This is a genomic window from Brevibacterium aurantiacum, assembly GCF_900169065.1.
Classification (GTDB): Bacteria; Actinomycetota; Actinomycetes; order Actinomycetales; family Brevibacteriaceae; genus Brevibacterium; species Brevibacterium aurantiacum.
This window is the reverse complement of the sequence record NZ_FXZB01000014.1, coordinates 1-21,535: the sequence shown is the minus strand read 5'-3', so window position 1 is coordinate 21,535 and position 21,535 is coordinate 1. Positions and strand designations below refer to the sequence as shown.

Sequence of the window (21,535 nt, the reverse complement as noted above, 5' to 3'; positions counted from 1 at the left end):
GACAATGAAGCCTTCTCCCCTGAGGATTCACCGTCCGAAGACTATTGAGAACACCCTGGAACTGCTCGCGGCGCATGCATCGGATGGAAAGATCATCGCCGGGGGACAGAGTTTGGTCCCGGTCCTCAATATGCGACTGGCAGCTCCGGAGAACCTCATCGACATCACAGCTGTCGACGGGCTTGACGGGCTCACGGTCGAAGGACAGGAGATTACAGTCGGTGCGCTCGTGAGCCACCGACGACTCGAGCGTGATCCGGACGTCGCCTCTGCGAATCCCATCCTCGGTGAAGCACTCAGACACGTCGCTCACCCGGCGATCAGGAACCGGGGGACCACAGTCGGCTCCATCGCTCACGCCGACCCCAATGGTGAGATGCCGATGATACTCGCGCTGACTGGCGGCTGCGTGAAAGTCAGGAGCCTGAAGGGCACCCGCACGCTCACCGCAGACGAACTCAATGTCGGTCCGCTGGAGACCAGCCTGGAACCCGAGGAGCTCATCACCGAGGCGATCTTCCCGGCTCTCCAGCCAGGTCAGAGGGCCGGGTTCGACGAACTGGCGCGCCGCAGCGGCGACTACGGGCTGGCCGGGGTTGGACTGATCATGTCCACCGACAATACCGACGCTGCTGCCTCTGTTGACGCTGCTGACCCGCCTGGCTCCGGGGCTGCGGGCAAGATTGCCACGATCACCGGGTTGAAGGCGGGATTCGTGTCAGTCACGGACACCCCGGACATCATCGAACTCGATCACATCGTCTCCGGCACCCCAGTGGATCGCGTGGACACGATCGTCGACGCAGTCGCCTCGGCGATCAAGGATTTCATTGATCCGGATGGGGACATCCACGCCACCGCCGACTATCGCCGGCATCTCACAGGAGTCATCGCCGGACGCCTGCTCAAGCGATTGAGCAGGCAGAACAGCACTCGTGGTGCGTCAGCCCTCAGCGGTGGACAGCGAGCAGCAACATGCAAGGAGAAGGAATCACGATGACCCAGACGAGCGCGGCTGAGGCAGCAGCCGAACCGAGATCGACCATCCGGCTGAGTGTCAACGGCAAAGACCATGTCCTCGATGTGCCGGATCGCAAGCTTCTCTCCGACGTTCTGCGCCAGGATCTGGAGCTGACGGGTACCCATGTCGGCTGCGAACACGGGGTCTGCGGTGCCTGCACAGTACAGCTCGACGGCGATCCGATCCGGTCCTGTCTGATCTTTGCCGCCAGCGCACAGAGTCATGAGGTCACGACCGTTGAAGGAATCGGAGACGATCCGGAGAACCCGGCCGACGTGCAGCAGGCCTTCATCGATTCCCACGGGCTGCAATGCGGCTTCTGCACTCCGGGGTTCATCACCACCATCGACGCCTTCGTGAACGAAAACCCGCACCCGAGCGAAGAAGAGGCTCGGGAGGCGATTTCCGGCAACCTCTGCCGGTGCACCGGCTACCAGAACATCGTCAAGGCAGTTCAACGCACTGCCGAACTGCGGGGCGGCTGTGGCCAGAACTGCTGCGACAGAGAAGATACCGAGGTGTCTCAATGACCACACGTATGTTCGGCCAAAAGATCAAGCGTCGGGAGGACCCGCGTCTCGTCACCGGCAATGGTCGCTATCTTGATGATCTGGCCAACGGCAGTGTGGCCGCGGCCTTCGTGCGGAGCCCTCACGCCCACGCTGACATCGTCGATATCGACGTCACAGGCGCCATCGATGTTGAAGGTGTCATCGCGGTCTGGACCCACGAAGATCTGCCCGGTCAGGCAGCAGACCGCCTGCCCATGCTGATCCCGCACCCATCGATCGTGGCACCTCATACCGGTTTCGCTCTGGCCCCAGACCACGTGAACTTCGTCGGTGAGCCGATCGTCATGGTCATCGCCCGCGACCGCTACATCGCCGAGGACGCGGCCGGACGGATAGAGATCGACTACGAGTTTCTTGACCCGATCGTCGGCGTCGAACAATCTCGCGAGGGGCAGCGGGTCGTCCACGCCGGAATGGACGACAACGTGGCCGCCCATTACGTCCAAGAAGTTGGGGACGTTGATGCTGGATTGGACCGGGCCCCACATACGCTCGACCTCGACCTGGAGTTCGAGCGCAGCGCCTGCATGCCGATGGAAGGCAAAGGCGTCATCGCGGCCTGGAACCGGGAGGATGAAAGCCTCCAGGTCCATTCCTCAACCCAAACCAGCACCGGGTTGCGTGCCGCGTTAGCAGCACGGCTGGAGATCCCGCTGACCCGGGTCGAAGTCATTACTCCCGATGTCGGTGGTGCCTTCGGCGTCAAAATCAACCACCCCTGGCCAGAGGAACTGGCCGTGGCCTGCGCCGCGAGAGCGCTTGGAACGACGGTGAAATGGACCGAAGACCGGCGCGAGCACTTCATCTCCTCAGCGCACGAGAGAGCACAAACTCAGAATGTGAAGGTCGGATTCGACGATGACGGTCGGATACTCAGTTTGGATGTGAAATTCTGGCACGACAACGGCGCCTACATTCCATACGGCGTCATCGTGCCTCTCAACACTTCGACGCATGTCATGGGTCCCTACAACATCGCCAACTACCGAGTTGAATACTGGTCTCTGTACACCAACACCGTCATGGTCACGCCCTATCGAGGCGCCGGTCGCGCCCATGCAGTGTTCATGATGGAACGCACTGTCGACGCCATCGCCGACGAACTCGGCATGGATCGCACACAGGTGCGTCTGAACAACTTCGTCCGCGAATTCCCCCATCCCATGGGAGTCACCATGCAGGATGGTGCGGAAGGCTGCCTGGACTCGGGCGACTTCGTGACCTCACTCGACAAGCTCAAAGCCCTCGTCGGCTGGGACGAGTTCGAAGCCTGTCGGGACCAGGCCAGAGCCGAAGGTCGCAAGGTCGGCTTGGGGATCGGATGCTATGTGGAGAGCACCGGTGCCGGTCCTTACGAAGGCGGCCATATCGAGGTCGAATCCTCTGGCCGGGTGAATGTCTGGACTGGGCTGACGACCCACGGGCAGGCTCATGCGACTGTCTTCGCGCAGATCGTCGCCGATGCACTCGGCGTCCCCATCGACACAGTCCATGTAGCGACAGGTGACACTCGAAAACTTCCGTACTCGGTCGGGACTTGGGGATCGCGAGGGGCCGTGATGGCAGGCAACGCCCTGCACCTGACGGCTCAGAAGGTCAAAGCCAAGGCATTGAAGATTGTCGGCGAGTCCCTCGAGGCCGACCCTGAGGACCTTGAGATCGTCGACGGGATCATCTCTGTCAAAGGCGACCCCAGTGCCGCCATGCCCTTGGCCGCGGTGTCTGTTCTGTCGAATCCCCTGCGTTACGCGTTCGACGAAAGCGCCAAAGCCGCGACTCAGTTCGCCAAGGAGTCCACAGCTGAGGAGCCCTCGGTGAAACCGGGCGAGCAGCCGGGACTGGAAGAGCAGGAGTTCTTCTCGCCGCTGCGCTCCACCGTGGCCAACGGCATGCATGCCGCGATCGTCGAAACCGATCCGGAGACTGCCGACATCACGATCCGTCGCTACTGCGTCGTCCACGACTGCGGGCCCATGATCAACCCGATGGTCGTCGAAGGACAGGTCCACGGCGGTGTCGCCCAAGGTGTGGGAGGGGCGCTCTACGAACGGATGGCCTATGACACGGACGGACAGCTGCTCAACGCTTCCTTCATGGACTTCCTCATGCCCTTCGCATCCGAGATTCCCCACGTTGAGACCGATCATCTGGAGACCCCTAGCCCACTCAACCCCCTGGGCATCAAAGGTGCAGGAGAGGCCGGAACAATTCCGACGGCTACGACTATCGCGTCTGCCATCGAAGATGCTGAAGGCTTTCCAATCCGTGCCATGCCACTCGACCCTTCGACACTGTGGGAGCTTCGGAACAAGCACGAGGCCGGTGAAGTCCCCGGACTGAAATCCCGAGGCCTCGACTCTGCCGTTTCTGCACCCCCATCCATTGCCGGACACCAGTAAGGACTGCAACTCATGCGCATCACTTCCGTAGCTCAGATGACGGCCGATCCTGACACCGCCTATGCGGCGTTCCACGACCCGCGGATTCTCGCTGCCACCATTCCGGGAGTCGAAGGCTTCACTCCGGTAGACGACCAGACCTATAACGTGGTTCTGACCATGGGAGTGGCAGCGATCAAAGGCACGTACAAAGGTTCGGTGGCGTTTTCACAAGAGCAGCCCCCGGCCTCGTTCGTCCTCACCGCCAAAGGTTCTGGCGGACCGGGAACCATCGGTGCCGATATCACCGTGGCCCTGGCCCCTGGTGAAGCCGGAGGTACCGAGGTCACCTGGGACGCCGACGCTGTTCTGGGTGGAGCCATCGGTGGGGTCGGCCAGCGAATGCTGTCCGGCGTGGCAAAGCGTATCGCCACAAAATTCTTCAAAGACATCGACCGGGCCATCCACGAAGGGGTCGAAGAACCTGCTGCGGCGCTCGCAGGCTCGGTCCCTGAGGTGCTTGCAGTTCCTGCGGTAGCGGGCTCTGCACCACTGCCGGCGGCTGAACCGGCCGGAGCGGGATTCGGAACATCTGTGCGCGGCAGCGAATTCTTTGCTGGTGCTGCAGTCGGGGCAGGAGCCGCTCTGCTGGGTGTCTGCGTCGGCTTGTTGGCCGGGCGCCGTTAGTGTCAATCAGTGCAGAAGCGGACATCCATTGGATGGCACTTGCAGAACTTGCCGGTGCGCTCGCGACTGGACAACTGAGTTCTCGCGAACTCGTCGAGGCTCACCTGCGCCGCATTGACGAGATCAATCCCCTTGTCAACGCGGTGGTCACGGTGGATGCTGACCGTGCGCTCGCCTCGGCGAATAAAGTCGACGAGCTGAGGGCACGTGGCACGGACCTCCCACTTCTGTCGGGCATACCTATGACTCATAAAGACACGCATGAGACTGCAGGGATGCGGACGACATACGGCTCACCGATCTTTGCCGATAACGTCCCGAACCGCGACGACCTCATTGTGGCCAGGCTGAAGTCAGCAGGTGTGATCAGCACAGGCAAAAGCAACGTGCCTGAGTTTGCGGCGGGAGCTCACACCGTCAACCCTGTATTCGGAACGACACGAAATCCGTACGATCTCACTCGATCCGCATCCGGCTCGTCAGGGGGAGCCGCCGCAACGATCGCATGCGGAGTGCAGGCAGCGGGAGACGGCTCGGATACGGGTGGGTCATTGCGTCTGCCTGCCGCCTTCAACAATATCGTGGGCCTGCGTCCATCAAATGGGTGGATTCCCCATGTGGTGCCAGGCAACCCATGGGAGTGGCTGAGCCAACCGGGATTCATGGCGCGCAATGTCGCTGATGTCGCCTTGCTGATGGACTTGTGCAGCGGTCCGGACACCTGGGGGCCGACCTCACGGCTGGACCTGGGGCAGTTCTCGGACCTTGATACGACCACGGACTTGTCGGGGTGGAGGATCGGATTCGCTCCGGATCTCAATGGCCAGGTTGAAGTTGAAGGCGAAGTCGCCGAAGTTGTCGGCAATTCTGAAACTGTACTGACCGGATTGGGCGCGCAGCTGAGTCACGAGGCCCCAGCACTCGATGATGCTGCTGAGGTGTTTCGTTTGGCCAGGGCCTACGAGTTTGCCAAGAACTATGGGCATCTCATCGTCGACCACGCCGATCAGATGAAGAGCACTCTTCGTGGAAACATCCAAGCTGGTCTAGACCTGGGGGCCGAGGATCTCTTCGCACTTGATGCTGCTCGCGCCCGCCTGTGGGTAGCCATGCAGGACTATTTCTCGCGTCACGATGTGCTGGTGACGACTACGAGTCAGGTGAAGCCCTTCGACGCCGAACTAGACTATCCAGACGCTCTCAACGGCAAGCCGATCAGCGACTACATGGCATGGGTCCACGCGACGAGCCTGATCTCAGCAACGGGATGTCCAGCGATCAGTGTCCCGGCGGGCTTCTCCGCAACGGGGCTGCCAGTGGGCCTGCAGTTCATCGGCCCTGTTGGTGCCGATGCACGTGTGCTCAAGGTAGCACAGGCCTTCGAAAGGGTGACGAATCACGCTCAGACCCATCCGCCGCTGTGATATCGAGCAGCGTGACCCGCGCTGCTCGACCTACGGAGACGCCTGACCCGAGATCTGAATCGGACGTGCCTACAGATCGATGGCGACGATCGGATCGGTCGTCGGCTGCTTCGAACCGCCCTCCGGCTCCACCGTGATGCCGAACAGACTGCCCGAGGTGAATGGCTCATCGGCAATCGTCACCGGCTGACCAGTCATGAGCCCCACGCTCTCGGGACCTTTGTCACCGATCACCCACATCTGCATAGACTTCCCTGCCGGAGCAGCGGCGACGTCACGAGGGGTGAACCGAATGAGCTGCTCCTTCTCAGATGAGAACACAGTGACCGAACCGCCCTCGGGCAGATCAGCATTGCTCGTCCGCAGATCTCCGGCTTCCATGAGACGAGCGGAGTCGTCGAGCTGCTGTTGAGTCGAGGCCAACTTCTCCTCAAGCTCGCTCTGCTCCTGCTGCAGCTGCCAGGCATTGGCCCCTAGGACTGCGACTGCGATGATTGCGGCCGCTGCCGCTGTCCAGGCCACCCAGGGGCGGCGCTTGCGGCGGTGCTCGGCCAGATCGGCCGGTGGTGTTGATTCGGACCGTGTCGATTCAGACTGTGCTGGAGCGGGCTGTGTCGGAGCAGCCGTTGCGGACTGCTCCGAGTGCGGTGTCTCCTGTACTTGATGTGACTCAGCGGGTGTGTCCTGGACCTGCGCGTGGGCGCCGGGGATCGCGAGAATTGCGTCCCGGGTGGCTGTACTGATGTGTTCGGGAGTGCCCGTTGAAGACCCTGCTGTAGAGGGCCCAGCTGACGAATCATCGGTCAGCTCCGCATCGGATTCGGCCATGAGCGCCATGGTGTCGGAATACGCGGCGACTTCGGACCGGAAATCGGCGTCAGCGTCGGCAAGCGCCTGTGCCTCGGCGAGTTCTGCTTCGCTGAGTCCGCCCAGGGCCAGCCCGGCAGCCAGATAGTCACGATCGGTGCTCATCGGCTTGCCTCCAACTCTTCTCGCAGCTTCTTCATTCCGTCTCTGATCCGTGACTTGATGGTACCGAGGGGCACCTTGAGACGCTCAGATATCTGAGCGTGGGTCATGCCCTGATAGAAGGCCATGACGATGGGTTGTGCCTGCTCCTCGGGAAGTATCTTCAGCGCCGTCACCGTGCGATCCGATTCCGATTTGTCGATGACGGTCTGCTCGACCTGTTCTCCCATCCCCGCCGAGGACCGCAGTCCGTCGGCCAGATCGCGATCCTGCTGGGCCTGGACGCTGCGGACGCAGTCGATGGCCCTTCTGCGACACAAGGTGATCAGCCATGCCCTGCCGGTTCCGCGTGCTGGGTCGAACCCGGCGCACCGCGTCCAGACTTCGGTGAAGCATTCCTGAAGCACCTCCTCGGCGAGGGACTGACTTCTCACGATCCGCAGGATCACCGCCATGAGGATGCGGGACTGGGCGACGAAGAGTTCTTCAAAAGCGGCGCGATCACCGTCGGCGATCCGCAGCAGCAGGTCACCGCTGGGATCGGCTGCTGTGGCTGTCCCACCGGCCGGCGCGGGGATGCCGCCACCCGGTGGTCCATGGCCTGGTGCCGTGGGATCGTCTGGACTCATTGCGCAATCATGTCATTCCCTGAACTGATAATCGGTCACTGTCCAGGTTCTGAGGGAAAAGAATTGTGGCCAAGGGCCGATCCGAGACGTCGAAATCGGCCCTTGGCCACAGCTCTGTGAAGCTCGAATGTCACTTCGAGGGCATCATCACGGCATCCACCATGTACACGGTTGCGTTGGAGGTCTGGACTCCGCCGCAGACCAGACCGGCATCGTCGAACTTCATGTCCTCGCCTTCACCGGAGATCTTCACCTTCGAACCTTCGACGGTTTCGTGTTCGCCGGCGATCTCATCGGGAGACAGCTGTCCGGGGATGACGTGGTAGGTCAGCACCTTCGTCAGCATGTCCGAATCCTTGGCCAGCGCATCCAGGTCGTCCTTGGGAACGTCGGCGAAGGCATCGTCGATCGGAGCGATGACGGTGAACTCGTCGCCGTTGAGCGTGTCGACGAGGTCGACGTCGGGGTTGAGTTTGCCGGAGACGGCCTTGGTCAGCGTCTTGAGCATCGGGTTGTTCGATGCGGCGGTGGCGACCGGGTCCTGGGCCATTCCTTCGACGGATCCGCCGCCATCAGGGTTGGCCTCGGCGTAGGCAGCGCAGCCCGGGCCGACGAGGTTCGAGTCAGCCATGCCGGAGTCTGCTGATTCTTCCGGAGCCTGTGAGCCCCCACCCGATTCCTCTGCCTGGGTCTCTTCGCCACCGGATTCGGAGTCCGAACCCATGCTCGAGCAGCCACTCAAAGCCATGAGTGAGATGGCGCCGGCTGCCAGGACGGTTGCGGTGCGATTGCGAAGCAGTGTTTTCATCGTTCTTCTCCTTGTGAAGGTGGTGCATCAACGGTGGTGCCTATCAGCGCACAGCTCTGAAGTCGTCTTCATTGCTCGCTGTGTACCTGGTATTCGCAGCCCATGAGGTTCTGGATGGGTGATTATCGGATTTTCTTGAGAATTATTCGACGCGGAACTGGATGTGGTGGTGCCCGGTCGCGGAATTGGGGATGGACTTTCTGCGTTCGGGGGTCTGTATATTCCCGTCCTGATCGATGGCTCGGACGGTGACGGTGTGCGATCCTGCCTTGACGTCGCTGAATCCGGTCTTCCATTGACGCCAGGTGTCGATGTTGACCTCGTCGCCGAGGTCGGCCTGCGTCCATTCCCCATCGTCGAGCTTCACGTCGACCCTCTTGACGCCGCTTCGCTGCGCCCAGGCCGTGCCCGCTACGGCGAGGTCACCCGCCGCGACTTTTTCCAGAGGTTTGGGCACGTCGATGCGGGAGGCGACGAGGATGGGTGCCTTGGCGTCCCAGCCGCGGTCGGTCCAGTAGGCCGTCTTCTCATCGAAACGGGTGACTTCGAGTTCGGTGACCCACTTGGTGGCCGAGACGAAACCGTAGAGACCCGGCACGACCAACCTGGCGGGGAACCCGTGCTCGGGCGGCAGCGGCTGGCCGTTCATGCCGACGGCCAGCAGAGAATCGCGGTCATCGAGCAGGGCCTCGATCGGGGTGGAGGCGGAAAAGCCGTCAATGGAATGCGAGAGGACCATGTCTGCGTCTTTGAGGGGTTTCGCTCGGGCTAAGAGCTCACGGACGGGGTAGCCCAGCCAGGTGGCATTGCCGACCAGGTCACCGCCGACGGGATTGGATACGCAGGTGAGCGTGATGTGGTGCTCGTTGAGAGGAAGCTGCAGGAGCTCATCCATGGTGATGACGACTTCGGTCTCAACCATCCCGTGGATCCTCAGCGACCATTCCTCCGGATCGATGACCGGAGGTGCCAACGCCGTATCGATGCGATAGAAGTCCTTCGGGTCCGTGACGAAGGGTGCCAGGCCCTTGACGTCCGGATGCGCCGAGGCGGGAATCGGGGGAGCAGTCTTCGCCGGTTTCGGCAGCACCAACTTCGCCACCGCAGCCCCGGCATCCAGTGCCAAGGAAGCCACAGTCTGCCCGGCGGCTACGGCGGCGGCTCCCGCAGCACCGAAGACACCGGTGATGACGAAGAAGCGACGCCGAGAAGGAGCCGCAGATTCGGATTCTGATTCGGACTCCGGCTCATTCTCCACGTCTGGCCGGGTCGCGAGGCTGATGAGAAGACGGAAGACTGCCAGACCCAGCACGAGTCCGATGACGGTCGGGATGACGTCGGGGGCCTCGGCTTCGGGACGGATGAGGATGACGACGATGGGAATGAGGCCCGCCAACCCCAACAACGCAGTCGCTGCACGGAGATGTCGAGACGCGAGCCATCCGATGAGCCCTCCGAGCACCAGAGCGCCGAGGCCGGTGGTGAGGATCAGGAACAGCTTGTCGTTGTGCCCGAGTAAGTCGATGACAGGCTTGATGAGGCCGGCCGGAGCAAGCGGAATGATCGTCTGTCCCAATGCCAGCAGAGGTGCGGCCGGCGGACCGAAGGCCCGGGCGAGGAGGTCGGCGGCACCGAACAGGACAAGCGTGGCGACGACCCCGGCGAGGGCAGTATGAAGTGGTCTTCTCATGTACGAAGATTCGGAGCACGACGCGATTCAGATGGGTCGGCCGGGAGTAACGATTCGCTCACGGGTCGCATCTCACTCACGAAATTACCAGTGAACTTGCCGTCAAGCTGACGTAGCATGGTGCAATGACTGAGAACCCAGGATACGCCGAGCCGCAGGCGCCAAGCGGAGACTCGGACGAACCAAGAAGCGCAAGTGCACCCATCTACACAGCAAAGGTCGAGAACCTCGGCGGGACCTCGGGCGAGGTTCGAGTCGAAGACGGAATGACGCTGGCGACAGCACCCACCTCACATACCGATCAGGGCAGCAACCCCGAACAGTTCCTCGCCATGGCATGGAGCACCTGCCTCGGCGAGACCCTCAAAGTCGTGCTCGCGGTCAACCAAGTCGAAGCCCTGTCCCGAGTCAGGGTCGAGGTCGACCTGCACGGAGAGTCCAACGCCGGATTCCACTTCGTGCCCCGGGCCTATATCTCCATCGACGGCGTATCCGCCGCCGACGCAGAGAAGTATGCCGGACGAGCCCACGCCAGGTGCCCGATCTCGAAGCTGCTCAAGGGACAGGGCAGCCCGAGTGTCGAGATCGAGGACTACAAGAACCCGGACAACTTCCAGCTCAGCTGACCTCCCGGCTCACTGCCGCCTCGGCGAGGGGATACTACAGTGGTGACCAGGCGTCGAGAGCTGAGATCCGGCGTCGGCAATGCTGACCGCGCACCGACCGGTGTGTGGGGCGCACCGTTGATGAGTCGGAAGGGGAGCAGGGCGTGGACATTCAGGAAGCAGTCTTTCTCGCACTCGACCTCACCGGCACCTTCGTCTTCGCCGTCTCGGGAGTCCTCCTGGCTGCCAGGCGCGGCTTCGACATCACCGGAGGCCTGGTTCTCGGGACGATGACGGGCATCGGCGGAGGCATGATCCGCGACGTCCTCCTCGACCGAGTCCCGAATGCGCTGGGCCAGCCGATCTATCTGGCCCCACCGCTCATCGCCACACTGCTCATCTACCTCATCGGCAAGCACGTCTCGAGAGCCCGAAGTCTGATCGTCACGTTTGACGCGATCGGGCTTGCGATCTTCAGTGTCACCGGGACGACGATCGCCCTCGGGGCGGGAGCGACCTACCCGGCGGCTCTGCTCATGGGTGCGCTCACGGCCTGCGGCGGCGGCCTAATGCGCGATGCAGTGGCCAGTGAGAACCCGGCGATCTTCACCGGCACCGATCTCTATCTCCTCCCGGCTCTCTTCGGGGCCGGTGGCGCGCTCCTCGCCGACGCGACGGGAATCCTCAACAACATGGTGTCGCTGATCATCGCCGGCCTCGCATTCGTCTTCCGCATGCTTGCCTGGAAGCTGCAGTGGAGAGTGCCGCAGCCGATGCGGCAGTGGTCGTATCGGGAGACCGAGCGGAAGATGAAGAGACTTCCTTCGGTGTTTCGCAAGCCCGACTGATCACGCAGAACCCGGTGAGATCACCACGGCAATCGCCGGAGATCACCAAAGATATAGACGCTGACCCTCCTGCCTGCAAAGATGAAGCCATGAGCGAGAAGACAACGCAGAGTTGGAGCAGCGATCCGCAGCCATTGCTGCGGGCAGGCAAAGGATTTCGGCTCGACGAAGTCGACCCGCATTCGACCCCCGGATACGAGGGCAACAAGAAATCCGGACGCAAGGACCTCAAAGCCTGCATTCCCGAACTCGATGATCTCCAGGAGCGACTCTTCGCCGCCCATCATGACGAGGAGTCGGGCCCGGCCGTCCTCCTCATCCTCCAAGCGATGGACACCGCTGGCAAGGGCGGAATCGTGCGCCACGTCGTCGGCTCCGTCGACCCCCAGGGAGTTGAACTCGCCGCGTTCAAGGCCCCGACGAAGGAGGAGCTCTCCCACGACTTCCTGTGGCGCATCCGACCACGCGTGCCCGGGCCCGGCATGATCGGCGTCTTCGATCGCTCCCACTACGAGGATGTGCTCATCGGCAAGGTCCGTGAGCTTGCCGATGACGAAGAGATCGAGCGCCGCTACACCGCCATCAACGACTTCGAAGCAGGACTCGCCGAGGCGGGTGTGCGCATCATCAAGGTCATGCTCAACATCTCCCCCGATGAGCAGAAGGACCGACTCATGGAGCGCTTGGATCGCCCCGACAAGTACTGGAAGTACAACCCGGGTGACGTCGACGAGCGACTCATGTGGCCCGATTACATGCGGGCCTACCAGACAGTGTTCGAACGCACCTCCACCGAGGTGGCCCCGTGGTACGTCGTCCCCGCCGACCGCAAATGGTACGCCCGGATCGCGGTTCAGCGGCTCCTGCTCAATGTGCTGCGGGACATCGACCCGCAATGGCCGGCGGCCGATTTCGACATCGACGTCGAACGGGAGCGGCTGGCCGAGAGCTGAGCCACTACCTCGGAGAGGGTCAGGCGCGGTGGATGCTGAAGTTGACGTTCGTCGGGTGCTCGACCGTGCGCGAGACAGTGCAGTACTTGTCATGGGAGAGGCCGACGAGCTTCTCGACGCGGGCATCGGCCTTGCGGCCGTCCTCGTCATCGGGGAAGTCGAGGTTGAAGTCGAGATGGACATTGTCCACGCGGGACGCGCCGTCTTCGTCGATCTTGTCGGCCTGGGCCGAGACGTCGAAGCGCGTCGGCTCGGTGTGCCTGCTGGTCACGGTGTCGACATCGATCGAGGAGCACCCGGCGACGGCCGCGAGCAGCAGCTCCACGGGTGTCATCAGGCCCTCACCGCGACCGAATTCGATGCTCGCACCGCTCGGTGCCGTGGCGCGGTAATGGTTCTCAGCGATCCTGGTCAGTTCGATGCTGCGCTTGTCTTCACTCATGGGCACATCATCTCAGGAATCACGGCGCATTGAAGTCGACCTCGGCCGATTCCTGGACCCGGGCGGTTCGACCAGGTCCCGATTCGAAGCCCCAGTAGAGATTCGTGTGGGAGACCACCTGCTCCGGTGGTGGCGCGCCCCAGTCGCTGAGATCTTCGGTCGTGTGCGCATCGGAGACGAGCGTGACATCGTAGCCGCGGGCGAACCCGCCGTGGATCGTGGACCTTACGCAGGCATCGGATTGGGCACCGGTGACGACGAGGTGGCCGACGTCCTTGGACGCGAGAACCTCCTCGAAGTCGGTGTCCTCGAAGGTGTTGCCGTGGGTCTTCTCCACGATGGCCTCGCCTTCGGCGGGCGTGAGCGCGTCGACGATCTGCCATTGCGGCGATTCCGGTGGCAGTTCTCCTGAAGAGTGTCTGACCCAGATGACTTCGGCACCGGTGTCGCGGGCGCGTTGAACGAGATCGGAGATCGTTCCGATCACCTCGTCTGCATGCCAGCTCTCGGCGAAGACGCCGTTCTGGACGTCGATGACGATGAGGGCGGTCTTCTCTCGCTGTGAGGCGAGCGGTGGCTGGTGCGTGGATGTGCTCGTTGACATCTGATCCTCCTCGATCAGTTCAATGGTGACCCCATTGTCGGGCGAGATCAAGGGTCACGTCCATGCCACGGCCAGCGCCACCTCGGCGACATCGGGTTCCACGCTTCGGTACATCGGGTTCGACTCGGCTGCGACGGTGCCAGAATGGGCCGAGTGAGTGAGATCCGAGACGATTCAGCCGACAGCTCGGCGCATCCGCGCCGCTTCGGGGTGCTGCGCAGCTGGAAGACCGCGCCTTACCTGGTCGGGTCCGGGCTGGCGATGATGGGTGACAACATCGAACACGTCATCACCTACTGGGTGCTGTGGCAGAAGTTCGAGTCCCCGGCCCTCGTCGGGTTCCAACTCATCAGCCACTGGCTTCCGTTCCTCCTGCTCTCCGTCTACGCAGGCTCTCTAGCGGAGCGCTTCGACTGCAGGCGGCTGATCCAGATCGGGCAGGGCCTGTTCATGTTCGTGTCCCTGTGCTGGGGCATCCTCTTCCTCACCGACTTGCTGCAGCTGTGGCAGGCCTGCGTCCTGCTCGTCATCCACGGACTGGCCGGCTGCCTGTGGGGCCCTGCCGAGCAGATGATGCTCTACGACTTCGCCGGACGTTCCGAACTGCCCAGCGCGGTGCGCATCAACGCGACCTTCCGCAGTCTCGGGATCCTCTTCGGGCCCGTCGTCGGCTCGGTGCTCCTGCTGTCGTTCGGACCGACCTGGGGCATCTTCATCAACATCATCTTCTATCTGCCGCTGACGATCTTCCTCATGCGCACACCCTTCACCGGCCACACCAGGAGCGGGAGTCCGAACAAGACGCGCACGACCCTGGTGCAGTCGCTGCGGGTGCTCGTCGACGTGCGCCACAACCGGTCGATCATCAGCATGCTGCTCTTGGCCGCGCTCGCCTCGATCACCATCGGAGCAGTGCTGCAGACAGCGATGCCGGTCTTCGGCGGACTGCTGACCGGACCAGGTGGCGACAGTGACTTCACGTACGGGCTGCTGCTCTTCGCCCTCGGGGCCGGAGGAGTGCTCGGCGGGTTCTTCCTCGAGGCCACAGGCTGGGTGCGACCGACCCCGGCAGCAGCCGCGGTCGGCGCCGCCGGACTCGGAGCGAGCTCGATCGTCTTCGCCTTCACCTCACATCTGTGGCTGGCGCTGATCGTGCTCGTCCTCGCCGGAGTCTGCAAGATCACCGCGGAATCGACCGAGATGGCGATTATCCAGCTTGAAGCTCCGACCGAGATCCGTGGCCGAGTCATCGGTTCCTACTCGATGTTCGGCCCCGGCATGCAGACCTTCTCCGGAGTCACCGTCGGCGTCCTCGGCACCATCGCCACGATCCCGCAGGCCGTGACGATCGGCGGCTCGGTTCTGGCCATCGGCGCGATCGGGATCGGCGCCTACGTGCTGGCAGGACGTGGGCGACGGGTCGGGTGAGCTTGCCTCAGGTGACGGCCTGACCAGGTGTGACCGTTCAGGTGACGGCGCCGCGGACCTTGTGCTGGGGAGCGTCCCAGAGCCGGTTGTCGAGGATCTCGCGCAGCGCCTCGACGGTGTCCCAGACGTCGGTGAAGCCGATGTAGAGCGGAGTCAGGCCGAAGCGCAGAACTTCCGGCTCCCGATAGTCGCCGATGATTCCACGCTCGATAAGGGCACTCATCACCGCAAATCCCTCAGGGTGGGTGATCGAGACCTGTGACCCGCGATGAGCGTGCTCACGCGGGGTGACAACCTGGACGGGATGATCGGCCAGGCGAGATTCGACGAGCTCGATGAAGAGGTCGGACAGCTGCAGGGACTTATGTCGCACGGCTGCCATATTGACGCTGTCGGCGATGTCGAGGCCCAATTCGGCCACCGCCATCGAGATGACGCCCTGCGTGCCGGTCAGATACCGGCGAATGCCCTCGGCCGGAGCGTAGTCCGGTGACATCTCGAAGGGTTTCGCATGCCCCCACCAGCCCGAGAGCGGTTGGGTGAAACGGTTCTGCAGTGCCTCGGAGACCCAGATGAATGCGGGTGAACCCGGCCCGCCGTTGAGGAATTTGTAGGTGCAGCCGATCGCCATATCTGCGCCCGATCCGGCCAGGTCGATCTCCAGGGCTCCCGCCGAATGGCACAGATCCCAGATCACCATCGCTCCACCAGCATGGATCGCCGAGGTGGTGGTGGCCATGTCGAAGAGGCGACCCGTGCGATAGTTCACGTGGGTGAGGACGACGAGGGCCACCTCGTCGGTCATCGTGTTCGGGAACCCGGCGGTCACTTCGGCGTCATCAACGAGACGCACCTCGTAGCCGTCGTCGAGCTGCTCGGCCAGGCCCTGCAGCATGTAGATGTCGGAAGGGAAATTCTCCCGTTGAGTGAGGATGACGCGACGCCCCGGCGCATCGGCAGCCTGCATCTTCAGTGCGGCCGATGCGGCTTTGAACAGGTTGATCGAGGTGGTGTCCGTGACGACGGTGCTGCCGGTCCCACCACCGACGACGCCGGCGACCTTATCGCCCAGCTTCGCTGGCAGATCGAACCAACCGGCAGTGTTCCAGGAGCGGATGAGGCCGGTGCCCCATTCGTCCTCGATGACCTCCTGGGCACGTTCGGCCGCGCCCTTTGTTCGGGCACCCAGCGAGTTCCCGTCGAGGTAGATCGTGTCGGAGGGGAGGATGAACTCGTCTCTGAGCTTGCGCAGAGGATCGTCGCGGTCGAGGAGTTCGCAGGCTGATCGCTCGAGGGTCGTCATGACTCACCTTCATTGGGTCGGTTGATCCGGTTCACCTCACAGACTACTCAGATCACGGATATCATCGAGGCAATCCGAACAGATGGCGAGAATTGGAAGTGATTTCTGTGGTGAATTCGGAATTGATCGTCGATCATCATGCTGAATCGAACAATGTCCACCTCGCCGAGGTGGACCTGGCGATCCTGCGTGAGCTCGGTTCCGATGCTCGGATCTCCAACAAGGACCTCGCCGGTCGGGTGGGGCTTGCCCCGTCGACCTGCTCGGGCAGAGTCAGTGCACTGAGATCGCGCGGCATCATCAAGGGATTTCATGCCGACATCGATTTCGAAGCGCTCGGCCTGCACGTGTTCGGCATGATCTCCGTGCGGATGTCACCGGTGGGGAGGTCAAAGATGAGCGATGTCATCGCGGGGCTGCTCCGGGCACCTGAGACCCTTGATGTCTTCCAGGTGTCGGGGGAGCGGGACCTGCTCGTGCACATCGCCGCCGCCCATCCGACGGGACTCAACGACTTCATCGACGAGCACCTCTCGGATCCGATGATCGCCCACACGCAGACCAGTCTGGTGTTCGGACATCACCGCCCGTGAGTGAGAGGACGGCCATGCCGAAAGGAACTCAGGCGAAGACGGCCCGCCTGAGCTTCCTCACGCGAAGACGGCTTGCAGCAGAACCAGCGACGCCGTCGAATTGATCGTGATGTGCAGACCCAGTGAACCCCACAGATTGCCGTGGAACACCCGCAGCAGTGCTAGGCAGAGGCCGAGCGCAAGCATGTAGGGCAGGAGAATCGGCACGCCATGACACAGCGCGAAGATGACGGCGCTGATGACAACCGCGCATGTTGTGCCTAGGCGGCCACGAACGTAGCCGAAGATCAGGCCGCGGAAGAACAGCTCTTCCCAGGACGGGGTGATGACTGCGACGGCCGCGAACATCACGATCGCACCGGCAGCGCCGGCGTTTCCTGCCAGCGAATCGGTCGACGACTCGCTGACAGGGTCCGAGCCGGTGATTGCGAAGACGAGGGCCTGCGTGAGGATCACCACGATCACCGCTGTGGGAATCTGCCACAGCAGATGGAAGAGGCGCAGAGAGGGGCGGGCGAAGCCGATGTCCGAGAGTCGGTGACCGCGGTGGCGCAGGATGAACGTCAGCGCCCATAGAGTCCCTGCGCTCTGCACGAGCAGCACAGCGACGATGAGGCTATCGAAATGTGCCCGGACACCTGGAACGGTGAGCCCGATGACGACGGCAGTTCCGAAGACGAGAGCAGCGATGCCGAGGACGGCTCCTGCCGCGATGAGAAGGGTCGTCGTCGAGAGTCGACTTCGAGATGGGGCTTCGCTCATGCCTCAACACTATGAGTCGTTGATCAGGCGTGTTGTCCGTCAGAAGTATGAGATTCGGTTCCCCCGATGGGACACGGGAACGAGCTTTTGACGAGCGTCAGCCTCGCCGAGCAGGCAACTGGGTTATGTCGGTATGCGTCGGCGCATTTCGTGAGTGTGACGGAGCGCGTCGGAATCTGACGAGCAGCCCGCTCGTGGGAGGCCTGTGTTCCTAGTCTGGGGATCACTCAGACGATTACCACCCACACCGAGGAGACGCTCATGACCGCCACAGCTGAAACCACCACAGGATCCACCACCGACGCTGGTTCGACCATTGCCATCAGTGCCGAGGATCGCGCCGCACGCCTCTCCTCGGCGGGGCAGGCATGGAACGACCGGATCGTCGCCTCGGTGAAGAACGCGCAGCTGGTCTTCTCTGCCAAGGGCAGTGCCCAGGGCTCGGTTTCTTCGGTCATCACTGCCGGCAAGCACACCTTCACGGTCGACGAGCCGGCCCCTTTGGCCGGCGACGATGTTGCACCGAACCCCGTGGAATACGCGCTCGGTGCCCTGATCTCCTGCCAGATCGTCGTCTACCGTCTCTATGCTCACAACCTGGGACTGACGATCGAGAACCTCGACGTCAGCGCAGAGGGCGACCTCGACGTTCGGGGACTCTTCGGTGCCGACGATTCGGTACGCCCGGGGCTTTCCGCGGTCCGTGTCACCGTGAACATCACGGGCCCAGACAGTGACGAGGCCTACCAGGAGCTGCAGAAGACCGTCGATGCTCACTGCCCGGTCTTCGACATCTTCACGAATCAGACGCCCATCGACGTCACCGTGACGAAGACGAACTGATGAGTCTCGTCGGTCTATTGACATGCCGGTGAGCGAAGACGAGGATATTGAGCCCATTGCTGGACACCAGCTGCGAGGGAGCAGTCATGACCCAGATCTTCGTCAACTACCCGACCACCGATCTCAATCGATCAAAAGAGTTCTACGCCAATCTAGGCGCCGAGGTTGTTCCCGAGTTCACCGATGAGAACGCCGCCTGTCTCAAATGGGACGAAGGCATCTTCTTCATGATTCTGACGCGGGAGTACCTGGGGACGTTTACCGACAAGCCGATCGCCGATCCGCATTCGACCGCACAGGTGCTCACCGCTCTGAGTCGGGATTCCCGTGATGACGTTGACGCCACACGAGCGAAGATTCTCGACGCCGGCGGATCGGAGAACAAAGAGCCGCGACTGGGCCCACGATCAGTGGGTCAAGTTCAGGCGGCGCTGGACTCAAGGACCTCGAGGACGCCGGGACCATAGCGGTCGAGCTTCTTCAGACCCACGCCACTGACCTGGCCCAGCTCGCCGATGGTGCTCGGTTTGGCCTCGACGATTCCGTACAAGGTGGCATCGGGGAACACGACATAGGCGGGGACCCCTTGTTCCTTCGCCTGCTCGGCACGCCAAGCACGCAGAGCCTCGAACAGGGCTGTGTCTGCGGTGCCGAGTTCGACCTCGGGGCCACCTCGGCGCTTGGCCGCTGCCTTCTTCGATCCGGATTTCTTCACGGGATCCACGCGCAGTGAGATCTCGACCTCGCTGCGCAGGACGGGTCCGGCGGCCTCGCCGACGACGAGGACACCGTAGTCGCCATGCGATTCGAGCAGACCGCGGGCAAGAACCTGGCGAACCACGGTCTTCCATTGGGTTTCACTGAGATCGCTGCCGACGCCCCAAACACTGAGGCTCTCATGGTCGGCGGAGCGGGACCGCTCATTGTCGTTGCCGCGCAGCACATCGATGACCTGTCCAGAGCCGAATTTCTGGCCGCGTTCTCGGTCGAGGCGGATGACTGCCGACAGCAGTTTCTGCACGGCCACTGTTGCGTCCCAGGTCACCGGGGGAGTGATGCAGGTGTCGCAGTTGCCGCAGGGTTCGGATTCCTCATCGAAGTAGCGCAGGAGCTGCACGCGTCGGCAGTCGACGGTTTCGCACAGAGCCAGCATCGAATCAAGGTGCGACATCGCTCGGCGTTGGTAGGTTCGATCGCCGTCTCCGGATTCGATGAGGCGACGTTGGGAGACGACATCGCCGAGGCCGTAGATCATCCACGCGTCAGCGGGCAGTCCGTCACGTCCGGCACGGCCGGTCTCCTGGTAGTAGCCCTCCACACTGCGCGGCAGGTCGAGGTGGGCGACGAAGCGGACATCGGGTTTGTCGATGCCCATGCCGAAGGCGATCGTCGCGACCATGACCAGACCGTCCTCGCGGAGGAACCGTGCCTGGTGCTCGGCACGCACTTCAGAGGGCAGGCCCGCGTGATAGGGCAGAGCGTTGATCCCCCGGGCCACGAGAGCGTCGGCGAGCTGTTCGACACCGCGGCGGGACAGGCAGTAGACGATGCCGGAGTCGCCGGGGTGTTCTGTGGTGATGAAGCTGATGAGCTGGGAGCGACCGGATTGCTTCGGTTCGATGCGGTAGGTGATGTTGGGCCGGTCGAAGCTGGCGACGAAATGCTGGGCCTCGCCGAGGTGAAGACGATCAGTGAGCTCTGCGTGGGTGGCAGGTGTGGCCGTGGCAGTCAACGCAATGCGCGGCACATCGGGGAAGCGTTCGGCCAGCACTCCCAGGCCGAGGTAGTCGCTGCGGAAATCATGGCCCCACTGAGATACGCAGTGAGCCTCATCGATCGCGAACAGTGCGACCTGGGCTCGTTCGAGCAGAGACATTGTGCGCGGCAGGACTAGGCGCTCCGGTGCCAGGTAGAGCAGATCCAGCTCGCCGGCCAGGAGTGCGCGTTCGACGTTCTGCGCCTCCTCGAAGTCGAGTGTCGAGTTGAGGTATGCCGCCCTGACACCCAGATTCTCCAGTGCGGCGACCTGATCGGCCATGAGCGCGATGAGTGGTGAGATGACGACGCCTGTCCCGGGCCTGACGAGACTTGGAATCTGATAGCAGAGGGACTTTCCTCCACCGGTGGGCATGAGGACGACCGCGTCTCCACCACCGACGATCTGATCGACGACCGCTTGCTGCTGGCCCCGGAATTCGTCATAGCCGAAGACATCATGGAGGACGTCGAGCGGAGAGGTTGTGGGAGCCGAAGTCATGAGACCAAGGCTAGTGGACGGCCCTGACTTGGCCGAACCTACCTAGCCCAGTGCACAGTGTTGCGCCATGAGCCGGTGCAGAGAGGTCTGCAATAAGAGGGACGCAGCGGCACACTGAGGCAGTCCCACAACGAGAGGGTCGCACCGGCAGAGCCACCGGATACTGGGCAACTCCTATGGCTCGGAGGGTTCAACGTCTAGCAACGAGACCGGCCTGCGGATCCAAGGGCCGGAGCCCTGCGGAATAGAGGGGTCCGGGCGGGGGAATTTCGGCCAATCCAAGGGGTGTGGTGGGCGTCACGATCAGATTTCCGGTTTCGAGTTGCACGCAGAGGCTGGCCTGGTCTAGAGTTGTATCTCGTTGCCCCGCAGAAAACGAACTCTTCGAGAACAGTTTTCACCGGGTGTGACCAGCACAAACACAGTTTGGTTCTGGTCCACACGGAAAAGCTGGTGGCAGCCAACAATTGAAACTGACACCCCCAGTGAACACGCCCCAATAATTGGGTTGTGGTGATGGGTGAGTGTTTGTGGTTTGAGAATCCAATAGCGTGTTTGTTTGAACAAATAGTGATGCCAGAAACATTAAGTATTTCTGGTAAGACAATCACATGTTCACACATTTGTGGCCTCCCCTCGCCGGGTGGTCACGCCAGCATGTGTGGACATGATTAATTGGTCAGCCTCGGTCACCCCGTGATCGTTGGTTGGCTGTCTTG

General features: G+C 62.4%; 22 protein-coding genes. 13 read left to right on the top strand and 9 right to left on the bottom strand.

Annotated features, from left to right (window positions below; all coding sequences use genetic code 11):
* Positions 1-4 precede the first annotated feature (4 nt).
* Genes BAUR9175_RS10855 through BAUR9175_RS10835 form a run of 5 tightly spaced genes read left to right on the top strand, consistent with a single transcriptional unit; the run spans position 5 to position 6,082 of the window.
* Positions 5-1,000 carry an FAD binding domain-containing protein gene (locus BAUR9175_RS10855; protein WP_096162717.1) on the top strand — a complete coding sequence of 332 codons (996 nt, stop codon included), beginning with the start codon at positions 5-7 and terminating at the stop codon, positions 998-1,000.
* Complete coding sequence (locus BAUR9175_RS10850) at positions 997-1,551, top strand: (2Fe-2S)-binding protein (protein WP_096162718.1); 555 nt, start codon at positions 997-999, stop codon at positions 1,549-1,551. Before BAUR9175_RS10855 ends, BAUR9175_RS10850 begins: the two co-directional genes overlap by 4 nt.
* The gene (cutA, locus tag BAUR9175_RS10845; RefSeq protein ID WP_101583716.1) at positions 1,548-3,992 is read left to right on the top strand and encodes an aerobic carbon-monoxide dehydrogenase large subunit; all 2,445 of its coding nucleotides are present in this window, start codon (positions 1,548-1,550) and stop codon (positions 3,990-3,992) included. Before BAUR9175_RS10850 ends, cutA begins: the two co-directional genes overlap by 4 nt.
* A 12-nt stretch (positions 3,993-4,004) precedes the next feature.
* Positions 4,005-4,658 (top strand): SRPBCC family protein, encoded by a 654-nt coding sequence (locus BAUR9175_RS10840; RefSeq protein ID WP_096162722.1) that lies wholly within the window; start codon positions 4,005-4,007, stop codon positions 4,656-4,658.
* 32 nt (positions 4,659-4,690) lie between these two features.
* On the top strand, positions 4,691-6,082 hold the full coding sequence (locus BAUR9175_RS10835; RefSeq protein ID WP_101583714.1) for an amidase: 1,392 nt from the start codon (positions 4,691-4,693) through the stop codon (positions 6,080-6,082).
* Positions 6,083-6,151: 69 nt separating this feature from the next.
* Here the strand turns inward: BAUR9175_RS10835 and BAUR9175_RS10830 are convergent, their stop codons facing one another.
* The 4 genes from BAUR9175_RS10830 to BAUR9175_RS10815 form a co-directional block, all read right to left on the bottom strand.
* Entirely contained in the window at positions 6,152-7,054 is a 903-nt protein-coding gene (locus BAUR9175_RS10830) for an anti-sigma factor (RefSeq protein ID WP_096162725.1), read from the bottom strand.
* Positions 7,051-7,680 (bottom strand): sigma-70 family RNA polymerase sigma factor, encoded by a 630-nt coding sequence (locus BAUR9175_RS10825; RefSeq protein ID WP_096162727.1) that lies wholly within the window; start codon positions 7,678-7,680, stop codon positions 7,051-7,053. Before BAUR9175_RS10825 ends, BAUR9175_RS10830 begins: the two co-directional genes overlap by 4 nt.
* Positions 7,681-7,810: 130 nt before the next feature.
* Complete coding sequence (locus tag BAUR9175_RS10820; RefSeq protein ID WP_096162729.1) at positions 7,811-8,488, bottom strand: fasciclin domain-containing protein; 678 nt, start codon at positions 8,486-8,488, stop codon at positions 7,811-7,813.
* Positions 8,489-8,630: 142 nt separating this feature from the next.
* Entirely contained in the window at positions 8,631-10,178 is a 1,548-nt protein-coding gene (locus BAUR9175_RS10815; RefSeq protein ID WP_101583713.1) for a molybdopterin-dependent oxidoreductase, read from the bottom strand.
* Between the two features lie 125 nt (positions 10,179-10,303).
* Between BAUR9175_RS10815 and BAUR9175_RS10810 the strand changes: the two genes are divergently transcribed.
* From BAUR9175_RS10810 to BAUR9175_RS10800, 3 genes are all read left to right on the top strand, one after another.
* Positions 10,304-10,804: an OsmC family protein gene (locus BAUR9175_RS10810; RefSeq protein ID WP_096162734.1), complete on the top strand. Its 501-nt coding sequence runs from the start codon at positions 10,304-10,306 to the stop codon at positions 10,802-10,804.
* Positions 10,805-10,947: 143 nt separating this feature from the next.
* Positions 10,948-11,631, top strand: coding sequence for a trimeric intracellular cation channel family protein (locus BAUR9175_RS10805; RefSeq protein ID WP_101583711.1), 684 nt, complete (start codon positions 10,948-10,950; stop codon positions 11,629-11,631).
* A gap of 89 nt (positions 11,632-11,720) precedes the next feature.
* Positions 11,721-12,584 carry a PPK2 family polyphosphate kinase gene (locus BAUR9175_RS10800; RefSeq protein WP_009884512.1) on the top strand — a complete coding sequence of 288 codons (864 nt, stop codon included), beginning with the start codon at positions 11,721-11,723 and terminating at the stop codon, positions 12,582-12,584.
* Between the two features lie 19 nt (positions 12,585-12,603).
* On the opposite strand, the gene BAUR9175_RS10795 is transcribed toward BAUR9175_RS10800, so the two are convergent.
* Together BAUR9175_RS10795 and BAUR9175_RS10790 are read right to left on the bottom strand one after the other, a co-directional pair.
* Entirely contained in the window at positions 12,604-13,026 is a 423-nt protein-coding gene (locus BAUR9175_RS10795) for an OsmC family protein (RefSeq protein WP_069601111.1), read from the bottom strand.
* A 19-nt stretch (positions 13,027-13,045) separates the two neighbouring features.
* Entirely contained in the window at positions 13,046-13,630 is a 585-nt protein-coding gene (locus tag BAUR9175_RS10790) for a cysteine hydrolase family protein (RefSeq protein ID WP_180959229.1), read from the bottom strand.
* A gap of 22 nt (positions 13,631-13,652) precedes the next feature.
* Here BAUR9175_RS10790 and BAUR9175_RS19685 point away from each other — a divergent pair, with 22 nt between their 5' ends.
* The gene (locus tag BAUR9175_RS19685; RefSeq protein WP_257944315.1) at positions 13,653-13,787 is read left to right on the top strand and encodes a hypothetical protein; all 135 of its coding nucleotides are present in this window, start codon (positions 13,653-13,655) and stop codon (positions 13,785-13,787) included.
* Complete coding sequence (locus BAUR9175_RS10785; RefSeq protein ID WP_096178305.1) at positions 13,784-15,058, top strand: MFS transporter; 1,275 nt, start codon at positions 13,784-13,786, stop codon at positions 15,056-15,058. The genes BAUR9175_RS19685 and BAUR9175_RS10785 overlap by 4 nt, the downstream gene beginning before the upstream one ends.
* Before the next feature lie 37 nt (positions 15,059-15,095).
* Here BAUR9175_RS10785 and kynU read toward each other — a convergent pair whose 3' ends face one another.
* A complete protein-coding gene (gene kynU, locus BAUR9175_RS10780) occupies positions 15,096-16,361 on the bottom strand; it encodes a kynureninase (protein ID WP_009884517.1) in 1,266 nt (421 codons plus the stop codon).
* A 110-nt stretch (positions 16,362-16,471) separates the two neighbouring features.
* Here kynU and BAUR9175_RS10775 point away from each other — a divergent pair, with 110 nt between their 5' ends.
* Complete coding sequence (locus tag BAUR9175_RS10775) at positions 16,472-16,954, top strand: Lrp/AsnC family transcriptional regulator (protein WP_233430327.1); 483 nt, start codon at positions 16,472-16,474, stop codon at positions 16,952-16,954.
* Between the two features lie 57 nt (positions 16,955-17,011).
* Here the strand turns inward: BAUR9175_RS10775 and BAUR9175_RS10770 are convergent, their stop codons facing one another.
* Complete coding sequence (locus BAUR9175_RS10770) at positions 17,012-17,716, bottom strand: CPBP family intramembrane glutamic endopeptidase (protein ID WP_101583708.1); 705 nt, start codon at positions 17,714-17,716, stop codon at positions 17,012-17,014.
* Between the two features lie 261 nt (positions 17,717-17,977).
* On the opposite strand from BAUR9175_RS10770, the gene BAUR9175_RS10765 reads away from it, so the two are divergent.
* Positions 17,978-18,559, top strand: a complete 582-nt coding sequence (locus BAUR9175_RS10765; RefSeq protein ID WP_009884520.1) for an OsmC family protein — start codon at positions 17,978-17,980, stop codon at positions 18,557-18,559.
* Between the two features lie 86 nt (positions 18,560-18,645).
* Positions 18,646-19,026: a VOC family protein gene (locus BAUR9175_RS10760; RefSeq protein ID WP_035279362.1), complete on the top strand. Its 381-nt coding sequence runs from the start codon at positions 18,646-18,648 to the stop codon at positions 19,024-19,026.
* On the opposite strand, the gene recQ is transcribed toward BAUR9175_RS10760, so the two are convergent.
* A complete protein-coding gene (recQ, locus tag BAUR9175_RS10755; RefSeq protein WP_101583707.1) occupies positions 18,981-20,816 on the bottom strand; it encodes a DNA helicase RecQ in 1,836 nt (611 codons plus the stop codon). The genes BAUR9175_RS10760 and recQ overlap by 46 nt on opposite strands.
* Positions 20,817-21,535 lie beyond the last annotated feature (719 nt).